This is a genomic window from Sphingomonas sp. LM7, assembly GCF_002002925.1.
Taxonomy (GTDB): Bacteria; Pseudomonadota; Alphaproteobacteria; order Sphingomonadales; family Sphingomonadaceae; genus Sphingomonas.
This window is the reverse complement of record NZ_CP019511.1, coordinates 3,742,497-3,756,613: the sequence shown is the minus strand read 5'-3', so window position 1 is coordinate 3,756,613 and position 14,117 is coordinate 3,742,497. Positions and strand designations below refer to the sequence as shown.

General features: G+C 65.8%; 15 protein-coding genes. 8 read left to right on the top strand and 7 right to left on the bottom strand.

Annotated features, from left to right (window positions below; translation table 11 throughout):
* Nucleotides 1–80: 80 nt before the first annotated feature.
* On the bottom strand, nt 81–1,946 hold the full coding sequence (locus tag BXU08_RS17495; RefSeq protein ID WP_077511218.1) for an ABC-F family ATP-binding cassette domain-containing protein: 1,866 nt from the start codon (nt 1,944–1,946) through the stop codon (nt 81–83).
* 142 nt (nt 1,947–2,088) lie between these two features.
* On the opposite strand from BXU08_RS17495, the gene BXU08_RS17490 reads away from it, so the two are divergent.
* Together BXU08_RS17490 and BXU08_RS17485 are read left to right on the top strand one after the other, a co-directional pair.
* On the top strand, nt 2,089–3,003 hold the full coding sequence (locus tag BXU08_RS17490; protein WP_150125565.1) for an alpha/beta fold hydrolase: 915 nt from the start codon (nt 2,089–2,091) through the stop codon (nt 3,001–3,003).
* Nucleotides 3,003–3,458 (top strand): cupin domain-containing protein, encoded by a 456-nt coding sequence (locus BXU08_RS17485; protein WP_077511217.1) that lies wholly within the window; start codon nt 3,003–3,005, stop codon nt 3,456–3,458. The genes BXU08_RS17490 and BXU08_RS17485 overlap by 1 nt, the downstream gene beginning before the upstream one ends.
* Before the next feature lie 447 nt (nt 3,459–3,905).
* On the opposite strand, the gene metH is transcribed toward BXU08_RS17485, so the two are convergent.
* The 4 genes from metH to BXU08_RS17465 form a co-directional block, all read right to left on the bottom strand.
* A complete protein-coding gene (gene metH, locus BXU08_RS17480) occupies nt 3,906–6,509 on the bottom strand; it encodes a methionine synthase (protein ID WP_077511216.1) in 2,604 nt (867 codons plus the stop codon).
* A 131-nt stretch (nt 6,510–6,640) separates the two neighbouring features.
* Entirely contained in the window at nt 6,641–7,687 is a 1,047-nt protein-coding gene (locus BXU08_RS17475; RefSeq protein WP_077512562.1) for a homocysteine S-methyltransferase family protein, read from the bottom strand.
* A 144-nt stretch (nt 7,688–7,831) separates the two neighbouring features.
* Nucleotides 7,832–8,749 carry a methylenetetrahydrofolate reductase [NAD(P)H] gene (gene metF / locus BXU08_RS17470; protein ID WP_077511215.1) on the bottom strand — a complete coding sequence of 306 codons (918 nt, stop codon included), beginning with the start codon at nt 8,747–8,749 and terminating at the stop codon, nt 7,832–7,834.
* Nucleotides 8,746–9,699: a metalloregulator ArsR/SmtB family transcription factor gene (locus BXU08_RS17465; protein ID WP_077511214.1), complete on the bottom strand. Its 954-nt coding sequence runs from the start codon at nt 9,697–9,699 to the stop codon at nt 8,746–8,748. The genes metF and BXU08_RS17465 overlap by 4 nt, the downstream gene beginning before the upstream one ends.
* 108 nt (nt 9,700–9,807) lie before the next feature.
* Here BXU08_RS17465 and BXU08_RS17460 point away from each other — a divergent pair, with 108 nt between their 5' ends.
* The 3 genes from BXU08_RS17460 to BXU08_RS17455 are packed head-to-tail and all read left to right on the top strand — an operon-like array spanning nt 9,808 to nt 11,149.
* Nucleotides 9,808–10,044 carry a hypothetical protein gene (locus BXU08_RS17460; protein WP_077511213.1) on the top strand — a complete coding sequence of 79 codons (237 nt, stop codon included), beginning with the start codon at nt 9,808–9,810 and terminating at the stop codon, nt 10,042–10,044.
* Nucleotides 10,041–10,202 carry a hypothetical protein gene (locus tag BXU08_RS20100; RefSeq protein WP_171982561.1) on the top strand — a complete coding sequence of 54 codons (162 nt, stop codon included), beginning with the start codon at nt 10,041–10,043 and terminating at the stop codon, nt 10,200–10,202. Before BXU08_RS17460 ends, BXU08_RS20100 begins: the two co-directional genes overlap by 4 nt.
* Complete coding sequence (locus BXU08_RS17455) at nt 10,199–11,149, top strand: aldo/keto reductase (protein ID WP_077511212.1); 951 nt, start codon at nt 10,199–10,201, stop codon at nt 11,147–11,149. The genes BXU08_RS20100 and BXU08_RS17455 overlap by 4 nt, the downstream gene beginning before the upstream one ends.
* Here the strand turns inward: BXU08_RS17455 and BXU08_RS17450 are convergent.
* The gene (locus BXU08_RS17450) at nt 11,146–11,448 is read right to left on the bottom strand and encodes a putative quinol monooxygenase (protein ID WP_077511211.1); all 303 of its coding nucleotides are present in this window, start codon (nt 11,446–11,448) and stop codon (nt 11,146–11,148) included. The genes BXU08_RS17455 and BXU08_RS17450 overlap by 4 nt on opposite strands.
* A 25-nt stretch (nt 11,449–11,473) precedes the next feature.
* On the opposite strand from BXU08_RS17450, the gene BXU08_RS17445 reads away from it, so the two are divergent.
* The 3 genes from BXU08_RS17445 (at nt 11,474) to BXU08_RS17435 (ending at nt 13,594) form a co-directional block, all read left to right on the top strand.
* A complete protein-coding gene (locus BXU08_RS17445; protein WP_216352882.1) occupies nt 11,474–11,884 on the top strand; it encodes a helix-turn-helix domain-containing protein in 411 nt (136 codons plus the stop codon).
* A 64-nt stretch (nt 11,885–11,948) separates the two neighbouring features.
* Nucleotides 11,949–12,719, top strand: a complete 771-nt coding sequence (locus BXU08_RS17440; RefSeq protein WP_077511209.1) for a histidine phosphatase family protein — start codon at nt 11,949–11,951, stop codon at nt 12,717–12,719.
* Complete coding sequence (locus tag BXU08_RS17435) at nt 12,716–13,594, top strand: NAD(P)H-hydrate dehydratase (RefSeq protein WP_077511208.1); 879 nt, start codon at nt 12,716–12,718, stop codon at nt 13,592–13,594. Before BXU08_RS17440 ends, BXU08_RS17435 begins: the two co-directional genes overlap by 4 nt.
* A gap of 47 nt (nt 13,595–13,641) precedes the next feature.
* On the opposite strand, the gene BXU08_RS17430 is transcribed toward BXU08_RS17435, so the two are convergent.
* Nucleotides 13,642–14,046 (bottom strand): GFA family protein, encoded by a 405-nt coding sequence (locus BXU08_RS17430; RefSeq protein ID WP_077511207.1) that lies wholly within the window; start codon nt 14,044–14,046, stop codon nt 13,642–13,644.
* Nucleotides 14,047–14,117 lie beyond the last annotated feature (71 nt).

Below are 14,117 nucleotides of genomic sequence, written 5' to 3'. Positions count from 1 at the left end.
CTCGCTGCACGGTGAAGATCGAATACTTCACCGTCGCGAAGGAATTGTCGAGCCGGTGTCGGATCCGGCGGGACCGGCGCCTAGTCGGCGATTGCTTCCAGCGCTTCGCTGGCTTCCATCCACGCCGCCTCGGCGGTGTCGATCTTGTCGCTCAGCTCGGCACGGCGCTTCATCAGCTCGGTCATGGTCAGCCGGGTCAGTGCCGCGTCCGCCGCCGACGGATCGAACATCGCCAGCTCCACCGCCGCGCGCTGCCCGGTCAGCTTTGCCAGCTCGGCCTCGGCGGCCTTGGCGACCTTGCGCAGCTCGGTGCCCTTCTCGCGCGCTTCGGCGGCGAGGCGGCGCGCTTCCTTCTTGTCGGCCTTGGAGAGCTTGGGGCCCTGCCCCTCCTTGCTCAGCACGAACGCGATATAATCGTCTAGCGACCCGTCGAATTCCTTCGCGGTGCCCTGATCGACCAGCACCAGCCGGTCGGCGGTCATCTCGAGCATGTGGCGATCGTGGCTGACCAGCACCACGGTGCCAGTATAATTGTTGAGCGCCTGGATCAGCGCCTCGCGCGCATCGACGTCGAGATGGTTGGTCGGCTCGTCGAGGATCAGCATGTGCGGCGCATCGCGGGTGATCAGCGCCAGCGCCAGCCGCGCGCGCTCGCCGCCCGAAAGCTTGCCGACTTCGGTGGTGGCCTTCTGTCCCGAAAAGCCGAACCGCCCGAGCTGGCCGCGCACGGCGCCCTGCGTCGCGCCCTTCATCAGGCTGGTCATGTGCTGGAGCGGCGTCTCCTCGCGGTCGAGTTCCTCGACCTGATACTGAGTGAAATAGCCCACCCGCATCTTGCCGCTGGCGTTCATCGCGCCTTCCATCGGCGTCAGCTGCGCCGCGAGCAGCCGCGCCAGCGTGGTCTTGCCGTTGCCGTTGCGGCCGAGCAGCGCGACGCGATCGTCCGGATCGATGCGCAGGTTGAGCCGCTTGAGGATCGGCGTCTCGCCATAGCCGACCGTCGCCAGATCGAGCGTGATCAGCGGCGGGCGCAGCTCGTCGGGATTGGGGAAGTCGAAAGTCAGCGTCGGATCGTCGAGCAGCTCCGCGATCGGCTGCATCTTGGCCAGTGCCTTTTGCCGGCTCTGCGCCTGCTTGGCAGTGGAAGCGCGCGCGGAATTCTTGGCGATATATTCCTGCAGATGCTCGCGCTGGGCCTGCTGCTTGGCGCGTGCCGAAGCGATCTGCGCCTGGCGCTCCGCGCGCTGGCGCTCGAACGCGTCATAGCCGCCCGGATAGAGCGTCAGCTTGCCGCGATCGAGATGCAGGATGTGATCGACGACATTGTTGAGGAAGTCGCGCTCGTGGCTGACCAGCAGGATCGTTGCCGGATAGCTCTTCAGGAAGTCCTCGAGCCACAGCACCGCTTCGAGATCCAAATGGTTCGAAGGCTCGTCGAGCAGCAGCATGTCGGGCTGCGAGAACAGCAGCGCGGCGAGCGCCACGCGCATCTTCCACCCGCCCGAGAAGCTGTCGAGCGGCTGGTGCTGCATCTCTTCGTCGAAGCCTAGCCCGACAAGGATCTGCGCGGCGCGGCTCGGCGCGGTGTATGCGTCGATCGCCATCAGCCGCTCATAGACTTCGCCCAACCGGTCCGGATCCTGGCTGGTCTCGCTCTCGGCGAGCAGCGTCGCGCGCTCGACATCGGCTTCGAGCACCGTCTCGAACGGCGTCGCATCGCCGTGAGGCGCTTCCTGCGCGATATAGCCGAGCTTGGCGCCGCGCGGCATCTCGACATTGCCGGTATCGGGCTCGAGCTGGCTGGCGATCACCTTGACCAGCGTCGACTTGCCCGCACCGTTGCGGCCGATCAGCCCGATGCGGCCCTTGGGCGGCAGCTTGGCCGTGGCGGCGTCGATGATCGTGCGCCCGCCGAGGCGCACCGTGATGTCGGTCAGGTTGAGCATGATGCGTGCGCCCGTAGCACTCGCAGCTCCTATCCCCAACCCCCGGCCAACCCCTTATTCCGCAACGCAACAATTCATCCGGCGATTCGGCCGAAATGCTGTAGCATCGCGACGCGGCCGCTCGCCGCGGGAGACCGCTCCAATGCGCATGCTGATGCCCTTGCTCGCCCTGCTCACCCTGACGCTTCCGGCCAAAGCCCAGGTCCCGGCCTATCCCGCAACATTCCAGACGCAGGAGATCGCGGTCAACGGCACCACGCTCCACGTCCGCAGCGGCGGCAAGGGCCCCGCGGTGCTGCTGCTCCACGGCTATGGCGAGACCGGCGACATGTGGGCGCCGCTCGCCGCCGCGCTGATGCACGATCACCGTGTCATCATCCCCGATCTCCGCGGCATGGGGCTCTCCGTCGTCGCCCCGGGCGGCTATGACAAGAAGAACCAGGCGGCCGACATGATCGCGCTGCTCGATATGCTCAAGGTGACGCAGGCCGACGTCGTCGCGCACGATATCGGCAACATGGTCGCCTATGCGCTCACCGTGCAGAACCAGAAGCGCGTGACCAGGCTGGTGCTGATTGACGCGCCCGTACCGGGCATCGGCCCGTGGGAGGAGATCCTCAAGAACCCGCTGCTCTGGCATTTCCGCTTCGGCGGCCCGGACATGGAGCGCCTCGTCGCGGGGCGCGAGCGCATCTATCTCGATCGCTTCTGGAACGAGTTCTCCGCCGATCCGAAGCATTTCGACGAAGCCTCGCGCGCCCATTATGCTGCGCTCTATGCCCGCCCCGGCAACATGCATGCCGGCTTCGCCCAGTTCGCCGCGTTCGATCAGGACGCCACCGACAATCGCGGCTTCCTCGCCGCGCAGGGCAAGCTGACGATGCCCGTCCTCGCGTTGGGCGGCGAGAAGAGCTTCGCCGGGACGATGGCAGTGGTGATGCGCGCCGCCGCGACCAACGTCACCGAAGGCGTCGTTCCCGCGTCCGGCCACTGGATCATGGAGGAAAATCCCGACGCCACCGTGAAGCTCGTCACCGATTTCCTGGCCGCCAAGTAATGCGCACGCTGCTCGCGCTCGCCGGCCTGCTTGCCGTCGCGCCTGCGCCAAGCGAGATTCGCCTCACCCCCGCCGAGGTCGCCGCTTTGCCCCAGATCGGCGCGGTCGCCGGCACTTCGGGCCTCGCGGGAGTCGAAACCCGCGTGCTCAGCGGCGATCCGACCAAGCCGGGCCTGTTCGCGATCGAGATCAAGGTCCCGCCCAACACCCGCATCGCCGCGCACAGCCATAAGGACGAACGCACCGCGACGGTCATCTCGGGCATGTGGCATTTCGGCTATGGCCCGAAGGCCGACGACAGCCTGCGCAAGCCCCTGCCCCCCGGCAGCTTCTACACCGAGCCCGCCGGCGTCGCGCATTTCGCGCGCACCGGCGCCGAAGGCGCGCATGTCTACATTACCGGTTACGGCCCGACTGACACCGTTTATGCCGAGCCGGCGGGGATTACGAATTAGCGAACGCATCGTACGCCAAAGGTCCTTGGCACCCCGTTTCGTCACCCCGGCCTTGCCGGGGTCCACCATGCCGCACGGGAAACGCGCTCGCCTCCTGCCCTTCCCCAGCCTCCGGTTGCCCCCGGCACAAGGCCGGGGCGACGCTTGGGGACGATGCCACTACCTAATGGTGCCTCGATCCCGGCAGCAACTGGACGACGGGCGAGTATGCGACGAGATCTAGGGCGCGCGCCGTCGCTGCGCGGGGCAGCGGTGGCGCCCCTTTCAATGTAGGATTTGATGTGGGACGCTTATGCTGGCTCTTTGAAACCGGTAAATAGCGCAGCACGAACGTCGCAATTTCGTTACACGATCGCGCAACGAAATTGCCGAATCACCGTGAAAGGTGTGAAATTAGGCGCCGCAAATCCTACACGCCTCGAGTCGTGCTCCTGCGAAAGCACGATCTCAATCCAGATTCGGCCGCAGATACCGGGTCGCCAAATCGAGCGGGATGCCCCGCCGCGTCGCATATTCCTCAAGCTGGTCCTGACCGATCCGCGCTACGCCGAAATATTCGGCCTGGGGGTGGCCGAAGTAGAAGCCCGAGACCGCCGCGGTGGGAAGCATCGCGAAACTCTCGGTCAGGCTGATGCCCGTCCGCTTGTGCGCGTCGAGCATCTTGAAGAGGATCGGCTTGAGGCTGTGCTCGGGACACGCGGGATAGCCCGGCGCCGGGCGGATGCCGCGATACTGCTCCTTGATCAGCGCCTCGTTGGTCAACTGCTCACCCTCGGCATAGCCCCAGAGCGAAGTTCGCACGAACAGGTGCAGCCGCTCGGCAAATGCCTCGGCAAAACGGTCGGCGAGCGCCTTGAGCAATATGTCCGAATAATCGTCGATTGCGTTCTTGAAGCGCGCCAGATGCGGCTCGATGCCGTGGATGCCCACTGCGAAGCCGCCGATCCAGTCGCCGTCATGATCGATGAAGTCGGCAAGGCACATGTTCGCCCTGCCCTCGCGCTTGGCGATCTGCTGGCGCAGCATCGGCAACGTGTAGTGCACTTCGTCCTCGACATGGACGATGATGTCGTCGCCCTGCCGCCGGCACGGCCATAGCCCCGCCACGCCGCGCGCAGTCAGCCACTTCTCGGCGATGATCTTGTCGAGCATCGCCTGCGCATCGGCGAACAGCGACGTCGCGCTCTCGCCGACCACCTTGTCCTCTAGGATCGCGGGATAATTGCCCGCCAGCTCCCAGGCGCGGAAGAACGGCGTCCAGTCGATATACTTCCGCAGATCCTCGAGGTCCCAGTCGAGGAACTCGTGGACGCCCGGCATCCGCGGCTTGCCCGGCTTAAGCTTCATGTCCGCTTCGAAGGCGTTGTCTCGCGCCTTGTCGATCGGCACCAACTCGCTCTGCCCCCGGCCAGCGCGCGCGACGCGCACCGCCTCATATTCGGCGGCGATCTTGGCGACATAATCGTCGCGGATCGTCTCGGAGACCAGAGTTGTGGCGACTCCCACCGCGCGCGACGCGTCGAGCACATGCACCACGGGACCCTTATACGCCGGCTCTATGCGCAGCGCAGTATGCACGCGGCTCGTCGTCGCGCCGCCGATCAGCAGCGGCATGGTCATCCCGGTGCGCTGCATTTCCTCGGCAACGGTGACCATCTCGTCGAGGCTTGGGGTGATCAGCCCGCTCAGCCCGATCATGTCGGCGTCGTTCTCGTTCGCCGCTTCGAGAATCCTGGTCCACGGCACCATCACGCCCAGATCGACCACTTCGAAGCCGTTACACTGCAGGACGACGCCGACGATGTTCTTGCCGATATCGTGGACGTCACCCTTGACCGTGGCCATGATGATCTTGCCCTTGCCCTTGGCGCCGGGCTCCTTGGCGGCCTCGATATAGGGCAGCAGGTGCGCCACGGCCTTCTTCATCACGCGTGCCGACTTGACCACCTGCGGCAGGAACATCTTGCCCGATCCGAACAGGTCGCCGACCACGTTCATCCCGTCCATCAACGGGCCTTCGATCACTTCGATCGGCCGAGCGAACGCCAGGCGGCATTCCTCGGTATCCTCGACGACGAACGCATCGATGCCCTTGACCAGCGCATGCTCCAGCCGCTTGGAGACTTCCCAGCCGCGCCACTCGGCCGCCTGCTTCTCGGCGACCGCATCGGTGCCGCGATATTTCTCGGCGAGGGCGACCAGCCGGTCGCCGGCTTCGGGATCCTTGTTGAGGACGACGTCCTCGACTGCGGTGCGCAGCTCGGGGTCGATCTGGTCGTAGACGTCGAGCTGGCCGGCGTTGACGATCGCCATGTCCATGCCCGCGGGAATGGCATAATAGAGGAACACGGAGTGCATTGCTTTACGCACGACTTCGTTGCCGCGGAAGCTGAACGACAGGTTCGATAGCCCGCCCGAGATATGGCAGTGCGGGCAGCGCGCCTTGATCTCGCGGCACGCCTCGATGAAATCGACGCCGTAGTTATTATGCTCCTCGATCCCCGTCGCCACGGCGAACACATTGGGATCGAAGATGATGTCCTCGGGCGGGAAACCGATCCCGACGAGCAGGTCATAGGCACGCGAGCAGATCTCGACCTTGCGCTCCTTGGTATCGGCCTGGCCGACCTCGTCGAACGCCATCACCACCACTGCGGCGCCATAGGCCATGCACTTGCGCGCATGTTCGAGGAATTGGTCGACGCCTTCCTTCATGCTGATCGAATTGACGATCGGCTTGCCCGAGACGCATTTCAGCCCCGCCTCGATCACGTCCCATTTCGAGCTGTCGACCATCACCGGGATTCGCGCGATGTCGGGCTCGGCCTGGATCAGTTTGAGGAAGGTGGTCATCGCCTCGTGCGCGTCGAGCAGACCCTCGTCCATGTTGACGTCGAGCACCTGCGCGCCGGCCTCGACCTGCTGCAGCGCCACTTCCACCGCGGCGGCATAGTCCCCCGCCATGACCAGCTTCTTGAAGCGGGCCGAGCCGGTAACGTTGGTGCGCTCGCCGATATTGACGAAGCTGGTGGAGGAGGCGGTGGTGTTCACAAGCAATCCGTTCGTTTCGAACTTGGTCTAAAAAATCCCCGTTCGTTTCGAGCGAAGTCGAGAAACGGCGATCGTGTATTGACCCAGGTTTCTCGACTTCGCTCGAAACGAACGGTCGTGATATTCTCGCGTCAGGCCGCCATCGTGAACGGCTCGAGTCCTGCCAGCCGCGTCCGCACTTCGGGCACCGGAATCGGCCGCGACGGCAGATCCTTCACGGCGTCCGCGATCGCCTTGATATGCGCAGGCGTCGAGCCGCAGCACCCGCCGAGCACATTGACCTGCCCTGCATCGGCCCATTCCTTGACGAGCCCGGCGGTCGTCGCCGGTGCCTCGTCATACGCGCCGAGCTCGTTGGGCAGACCGGCGTTCGGATAGACCATGATCAGCGTGTCGCACAGCGCAGACAGCGTCTTCACATGCGGCCGCAGCTGCTCCGCGCCGAACGAGCAATTAAGCCCGATCGTCAGCGGCTTGGCGTGGCGCACCGCGTGCCAGAACGCCTCGACAGTGTGCCCCGAGAGGTTGCGTCCCGAAAGATCGGTCAGCGTCATCGACATCATGATCGGCAAGTCGCGGCCGAGATCGTTGGCCGCCTCAATCGCCGCCATGATCCCGGCCTTGGCGTTCAAGGTATCGAACACCGTCTCGATCAGGATGAAGTCCACTCCGCCCTCGACCAGCGCGTCGATCTGCTCCCGATACACATCCTTGAGATGGTCGAAGTCGATTTCGCGATAGCCCGGGTCGTTGACGTCGGGCGACAGCGACAGCGTCTTGTTCGTCGGCCCGAGCGCGCCGGCGACGAAGCGCGGACGGCCGTCCCTGGCCTCGAACTCGTCAGCGATAGTCCGCGCCAGCTTGGCGCTCTCGACATTGATCTCGCGAACCAGATGCTCGGCGCCGTAATCGGCTTGGCTGATCCGGTTGGCCGAGAAGGTGTTGGTCTCCGCGATATCCGCCCCCGCCTCGAAATAGGCGCGGTGGATCGAGGCAGGCACCTCGGGCATCGTCAGCGCGAGGATGTCGTTATTACCCTTCTGGTCGTGGCTCAGGCCCAGATTGCCGGCATAGGCCGCCTCGTCGAGCTTCCAGTTCTGGATCTCGGTGCCGAAGGCGCCGTCGGTGATCAGGATGCGCTTGGCGGCTTCGGCCATCAGTTTCTCGCGTGGTGTCATCATAACTTCCCTTCGTCACCCCGGCCTCGTGCCGGGGTCCACGGTGCGGGAGCGCGACAGCGGCGCGGCTCCTGCTTCAACTTCACCACCGTCGCCAGGCGGCCCGGTGGACCCCGGCACAAGGCCGGAGTGACGTTCTGTGCGTCACGCCGCGACCAGCTCCGCGCCCACCTTCGGCCGCAGCCCGAGCAGATGGCAGATCGCGTAGCTCAGCTCGGCGCGGTTGAGCGTGTAGAAGTGGAACTGCCGCACATCGCCGGCATAGAGTTTCCGGCACAGCTCGGCGGCGAGCGTTGCCGCCACCAGCTGCCGCGCCGCGGGATGGTCGTCCAATCCCTCAAACAATTTGCCCATCCACACCGGCACGTCGGTGCCGCACATCGCCGACATCCGCTGGACGCTGGCGAAGTTCATCACCGGCATGATCCCCGGCACGATCTCGGCGGTGATCCCGGCCTTGGCGGCATCGTCGCGGAAGCGGAAGAACGTCTCGGGCTCGAAGAAGAACTGCGTGATCGCGCGAGTCGCACCGGCATCGATCTTGGCCTTGAGATTGTCGATATCCGCGGTCGCGTCGGCTGAATCCGGGTGGCACTCCGGATAGGCGGCGACGGAGATTTCGAACGGATGAAGCCGAGTCAGCCCCGCGACCAGCGCCGCGGCATTTTCATAGCCGCCGGGATGCGAGACGAACTTCTCGCCCGCGCGCGGCGGATCGCCGCGAAGTGCCACGATATGCCGCACGCCCGCCGCCCAATATTCCTCGGCGACCTGGTCGATCTCCTCACGGGTCGCCTCGACGCAAGTGAGATGCGCCGCCGCCGGAATCGCCGTCTCGCGCGCGATCCGCGCCACGGTGTTGTGCGTCCGCTCGCGCGTCGTCCCGCCCGCGCCATAGGTCACGCTGACGAAGCGCGGTCCCAGCGGCGACAGCGTCTGGATCGACTCCCAGAGCGTCTCTTCCATCTTCTCGCTCTTGGGCGGGAAGAATTCGAAGCTCACTTCGATGTCGCCCGCCACGTCGGCAAACAGCGGCGCTGCCAGCGGATCCACGATGCTCATGCCGCCTTCACTTCCTTCGATATCGTGCCGGTCTTGCGACCCAGCCATAATTTTACGGTCAGTTCGCCACCCTTGAGTGTCTCGACCTGCGCCGGGGCGAGCCCGGCATTGGCGAACCAGCCGAGGATCTGCTCGTCCGAGAAGCCCAGCCGGGTATGCGCGTCGCGCGAGCGCAGTTCCTCGCGGTCGTGCGGCGCGAAATCGACGATAAGCAGCCGCCCACCATCGCTCAGCACCCGTGCGGCCTCGCCGATCGCCGCGCCCGGCTGCTGCGCGAAGTGGAGCACATGATGCAATATAGCCGCATCCGCCCCGCCATCTGCCAACGGCAGCGCATAAAGATCGGCCTGGCGCAGCTCGGCATTGGCCAGCCCGCGCTCGGACAATTTGGCGCGCGCCAGCCGCAGCATCTCGGACGAACGATCGATCCCCAGCGCCTGCCCCGCAAGCGGCGCGAATAATTCGAGCATCCGCCCGGTGCCCGTACCGATATCGATCAGCGACCCCAGTTTTGCGTCACCCAGCGCACGCGCCATCGCCGCTTCGACTTCGCTTTCGGCGACGTGGAGCGAGCGGATCGCGTCCCATTCGCGTGCATTCGCCTCGAACCAGTCCGCCGCGGCGCTCGCCCGGTCGGCGCGCACCGCCGCCAGCCGCGCCTCGTCAGCGACGGTCCAGTGATCGGCCTCGCTCCAGCTGTCCAGCGCATCGAGGATCGGGCGGACCTTGGCGTGGGCGCCCAGCGCGACGAATACCCAGCTTCCTTCCTTGCGGCGCTCGACCAGCCCGGCATCGCACAGGATCTTGACGTGCCGGCTGACCCGCGGCTGGCTCTGCCCGAGCACTTGCGCGAGCTCGCCCACCGAAAGCTCCATCGTGCGCAGCAGCGCGACGATGCGCAGCCGCGTGGAGTCTGCGAGGGCGCGGAAGATGGCGAGAGCCTGGACCATGTCTTATAGATATAAAGATATCTTTATATCAGGTCAACGAAGATGCGCGGTTGCGCGCTCCCTCGCCGCTGGCTAGCCCTGCCGGGGTCTAAACAAGAGGTTCGACCGATGCGCAAGACTCTCCTCCTCGCTCCCATCGCGCTGCTCGCGCTATCCGCGTGCGGCGGCGCCAAGAACGAGGCTGCCGAAGCAAACGAGACGATCACCGGCGACAGCAACACGATGGGCGAGGCCGTCAGCGATGTGAACGCCGCCAATGTCGCCACCGAAGATGCCTTCGCCGAAGCCGAGAACAGCTATGCGGGCAGCAACGTCGCAGATGCCGGCAACGAGATCGAAGAGTGAGGGAGGGCCTGCCGCTGCTGCTGATCGCATTGGCGCTCGCCGGCTGCGGCGGGCCCGACGACACAAGCCCGTCGCGCGACGAGGCACGCCAGCTCGACGAGGCTGCCGCCGCCACCGACATCAATGCCACCCTTGCCGATAACGGAACCCAGCCATGACTACGCTCCGCGAACTCGGCGCTTCCGGCCTCATGACGCCGCCGCTGGTGCTGGGTGGCAATGTCTTCGGCTGGACCGCGGACAAGACGGCGAGCTTCCGCATCCTCGATCGCTTCGTCGATGCCGGCGGCACGATGATCGACACCGCCGACGTCTATTCGGCGTGGATCCCCGGCCATACAGGCGGCGAATCCGAAGCGATCATTGGCGAATGGCTGCGCAGCTCTGGCAATCGCGACAAGGTGCTCATCGCCACCAAGGTCGGCATGCTTGACGGCGAAGGCGGGTCGAAGCTTGCCCCGGCCCGCATCGCCGCCGCAGCCGAAGCGTCGCTCCAGCGGCTCGGCATCGACACGATCGACTTGTATTTCGCCCATCAGGACGATGAGGACGTGCCGCAGGCCGAGGTGCTCGCCGCGTTCGACAGCCTGATCAAGGCGGGCAAGGTCCGCACGCTCGGCGCCTCGAACTTTCACGCCATCCGGCTCAAGTCCGCGCTCGACCTCGCCACCCGCGAGGGCCTGCCGCACTATCGTGTGCTCCAGCCCGAATATAATCTCGTCAGCCGCCACAAGTTCGAAGGCGAGCTCGAGGATCTGTGCGTCACGCACAATATCGGCGTGGTGCCCTATTACGGCCTCGCCTCGGGCTTCCTCACCGGTAAATATCGCAGCGAAGCCGACCTCGGCAAAAGCGTCCGCGGCGGCCGGATGGGCGAGTTGCTGGCCGGCAAGGGCGCCGCGGTGCTCGAAGCGATGGACGATGTCGCGGCGGAGACCGGCGCGAGCCTCGCCCAGATCGCGCTCGCCTGGCTTGCCGCGCAGGACGGCGTCGTCGTACCGATCGCCAGCGCCACTTCGATCGAGCAGCTCGACGAACTCGTCGGTGCGTGGAACGTCGCGCTCAGCAAGGACCAACTCGACCGTCTAACCGCCGCGGGCGTCTAGCTGCCCGAAACGATCCGCGGCCTATAGTGCCGCATCTCGGCGATCTCGGGAATGAACGCCCGGATCGCAGCGAGGAACGGCGGGAAATGCGGGCCGCGGCGAAAGCCCTGCATATGCGCCGCCCCACTTGTCCATTCGATGCGCAGGATCAGGCTGTTCGGTTCGTCGTCGCATTGCGTTAGATCATAGGCTAGGCATTCGGGCGCCATGTCCAGATGAACACGCGCCTGCTCATAGGCAGCGATCAGCGCAGCCGGTTCGTGCTCCACAAGAACATAGCGGATATATTCGATCGTCATTACCGTCCCCCGACGACATCGGTGGATGTCGCACGTCGCCGAATTGCGGGCAGCGCGCGGCATATTCAACGCACCAGTTGGTGCGTGCGGAGGGCGGATGAAGCGATTAAAGGCCAGCTATGGCTGCCCGGTCGAGCTGGCGCTCGATTTCGTTGGCGGCAAATGGAAGACGGTGATCCTTGCCCGGCTCAAGGAGGAGCCGCATCGCTACGCCGACCTGCGGACACGCATCGACGGGATCTCGGACAAGGTGCTCACTGAACGCCTTAGGGATCTCGAACGTCTCGAACTCGTCGAAAAGCGAAGCGCGCCCGACGCATCCACCGTTTATCACCTGACCGATCTTGGAGAGAGCCTGCGGCCGGTGCTGGACGCGCTCTATCGCTGGGGTCATGGCGTCGCGGAAGCGCTACCCGCCACAATCCGGCAGGCCTGACGCCGAAGGAACACTGCGCGCGCTGCCGCATTCTCCCCGGCATGCCCCGCACGCGCCCTCTCGCATGACCATCAACCGCTGGCCCACCCGCTTGTGGCTCGTCCGCCACGGGCAGAGCGCCGGCAATGTCGCGCGCGACCTTGCCCATGCCTCGGGCGAGCACCGCATCGCGATCGACATCCGCGACGTCGACGTGCCGCTGTCCGAGCTGGGCGAGCGCCAGGCCGAAGCGCTTGGCCGCTGGTTCGGCCGCGGCGAGGGCAATGGCCGGCCCGAAGTCATCCTTACCAGCCCCTATGTCCGTGCCCGCGAGACCGCGCGCATCTTTCGCGACGCGGGCGGCGCCGATCCCGACGAGAATGTCTGCGCCGACGAGCGGCTGCGCGAAAAGGAATTCGGGATCCTTGACGGGCTTACCAGTGCGGGCATTCAGGCAGTGCTTCCGGAACAGGCCGAGTTTCGCCGCCTGCTCGGCAAATTCTATCATCGACCGCCCGGCGGCGAGAGCTGGTGCGACGTGATTTTCCGCCTGCGATCGCTGATGGACACCGTCTCGCTCCACTATGCCGGCCGCGACGTGATGATCGTCGCGCACCAAGTCGTCGTGCTGTGCCTGCGCTACATCATCGAGAACCTGTCCGAGGCCGAAATCCTGGCGATCGACAAGAGCGGCGATGTCGCCAATTGTTCGATCACCGAATATGCGCACGACCCCGGCGCCGGGAAGGACGGCGGGCTCGTCCTCGTCCGCTACAACGTCACTGCGCCGGTCGACGAGGATCCCGCCGCCGAGACCACTTCCGCGCCCGACGCGATGGTCGCGGCACGCGGATGACACCGCTCGACGCTACGTGGCTCGCCGAGCATCCGCTTCCCGAGCCGGCCGCCGATACCGACAAGAACACGCGTGGGCATGTGCTCGTCGCGGGTGGATCGCAGACCGTGCCCGGCGCGATCCGCCTGACCGGCGAGGCCGCGTTGCGAGCGGGCGCGGGCAAGCTCCAGCTCGCCACAGTCGAGCGCGTCGTTCTGCATCTCGGCGTGCTGATGCCCGAGGCGGCGATCTTCCCGCTCCCGGCAAATGCCGCGGGGGAACTCGACAACGATGCTGGTGAAGCGCTTTGCCGCTATCTCGGCCCCTGCGACACGCTCGTGCTGGGCCCTGGCATGGGCCCCGATGCCGCCGCGGAGGCGATCCTCCGGACGGTGGTTGCCGAGCCCCGCGCGTCGCTGTCGCTGGTGCTCGACGCCGCGATGATCGGCGCCGCGACCGACCTCGCCGCCGAGATCCACGCGCATGACGGCCGCATCGTCCTCACCCCGCATCCCGGCGAGATGATCCGGCTGATGGGATGCGACGCAGCGCGGATCGACTCCGATCCCGCCGGCCTCGCCCAGGAAGCCGCGCGGCGCTTCAATGCCACCGTCCTGCTCAAGGGGCCCGAGACCTGGATCGCCTGTCCGCGCGAAGGATTGCTACGCTATCCCGGCGGCGGCCCCGGCCTCGCCACCGGCGGTTCGGGAGACGTTCTCGCCGGGGTCATCGGCGGGCTGATGGCGCGCGGTGCAGCACCCCGCCTGGCCGCGGCCTGGGGGGTCTGGCTCCATGGCGAAGCGGGCCGCCGGCTCGCCGAGCGAGTCGGCCCACTCGGATTCCTGGCGCGCGAGCTGCCGGGCGAGATCCCCCGGCTGCTCGCGACTATCCGCTAGAAGCAGTTGGCCGCTAGAAGTAGCCGGCCGCTAGAAGTGGCTGGCCGCTAGAGGTAGCTGGTCACAGCGGGCGCGTTCCACCACGCATTGTTGCGGCCGTCGCTGTAGTGGACCGGCGCCGCAGCGAGTTCCGCGTCGGTGGCGTCGTCGAGCGATCCCAGCTGGATCGAGACGAAAGCGCCGCCGATCTCGGGGACGTCGCCCTGGCTGAACGGCGCGCAGCCGCAATTGCTGCAGAAGCGATGGCTCCCCTGCTTCGTCCCGAACGCATAATCGCTCAGCATTTCCCCGCCGCTCAGGAGGCGGAACGCATCTGGCTTCACCTGCGCCCCCCAGTTGCGCCGCTTGGTGCAGATCGAGCAATTGCACTTGCCGGTGCTCGCGGCGAGATCGATCTCAGCCTCGAAGCGGACCGCGCCGCAATGGCAGCTGCCATGATAGGTCTTCTTCATCTGATTCCTCCTTGGTTGCAGGAATCGACTTACTGCCATGCCGCTGCCAGCATGGTGTCAGCAGCATGGCA

Excerpts from the sequence above, each read along its gene's own strand:
- BXU08_RS17460 (WP_077511213.1), top strand. The coding sequence starts at position 9,808 with ATGCGCAAGACTCTCCTCCTCGCTCCCATCGCGCTGCTCGCGCTATCC.
- metF (WP_077511215.1), bottom strand. The coding sequence starts at position 8,749 with ATGAGCATCGTGGATCCGCTGGCAGCGCCGCTGTTTGCCGACGTGGCG.
- BXU08_RS17445 (WP_216352882.1), top strand. The coding sequence starts at position 11,474 with ATGTCGCACGTCGCCGAATTGCGGGCAGCGCGCGGCATATTCAACGCA.
- BXU08_RS17435 (WP_077511208.1), top strand. The coding sequence starts at position 12,716 with ATGACACCGCTCGACGCTACGTGGCTCGCCGAGCATCCGCTTCCCGAG.
- BXU08_RS17485 (WP_077511217.1), top strand. The coding sequence starts at position 3,003 with ATGCGCACGCTGCTCGCGCTCGCCGGCCTGCTTGCCGTCGCGCCTGCG.
- BXU08_RS17430 (WP_077511207.1), bottom strand. The coding sequence starts at position 14,046 with ATGAAGAAGACCTATCATGGCAGCTGCCATTGCGGCGCGGTCCGCTTC.
- BXU08_RS17495 (WP_077511218.1), bottom strand. The coding sequence starts at position 1,946 with ATGCTCAACCTGACCGACATCACGGTGCGCCTCGGCGGGCGCACGATC.
- BXU08_RS17465 (WP_077511214.1), bottom strand. The coding sequence starts at position 9,699 with ATGGTCCAGGCTCTCGCCATCTTCCGCGCCCTCGCAGACTCCACGCGG.
- BXU08_RS17455 (WP_077511212.1), top strand. The coding sequence starts at position 10,199 with ATGACTACGCTCCGCGAACTCGGCGCTTCCGGCCTCATGACGCCGCCG.
- BXU08_RS17440 (WP_077511209.1), top strand. The coding sequence starts at position 11,949 with ATGACCATCAACCGCTGGCCCACCCGCTTGTGGCTCGTCCGCCACGGG.
- BXU08_RS17450 (WP_077511211.1), bottom strand. The coding sequence starts at position 11,448 with ATGACGATCGAATATATCCGCTATGTTCTTGTGGAGCACGAACCGGCT.
- BXU08_RS17490 (WP_150125565.1), top strand. The coding sequence starts at position 2,089 with ATGCGCATGCTGATGCCCTTGCTCGCCCTGCTCACCCTGACGCTTCCG.
- BXU08_RS17475 (WP_077512562.1), bottom strand. The coding sequence starts at position 7,687 with ATGACACCACGCGAGAAACTGATGGCCGAAGCCGCCAAGCGCATCCTG.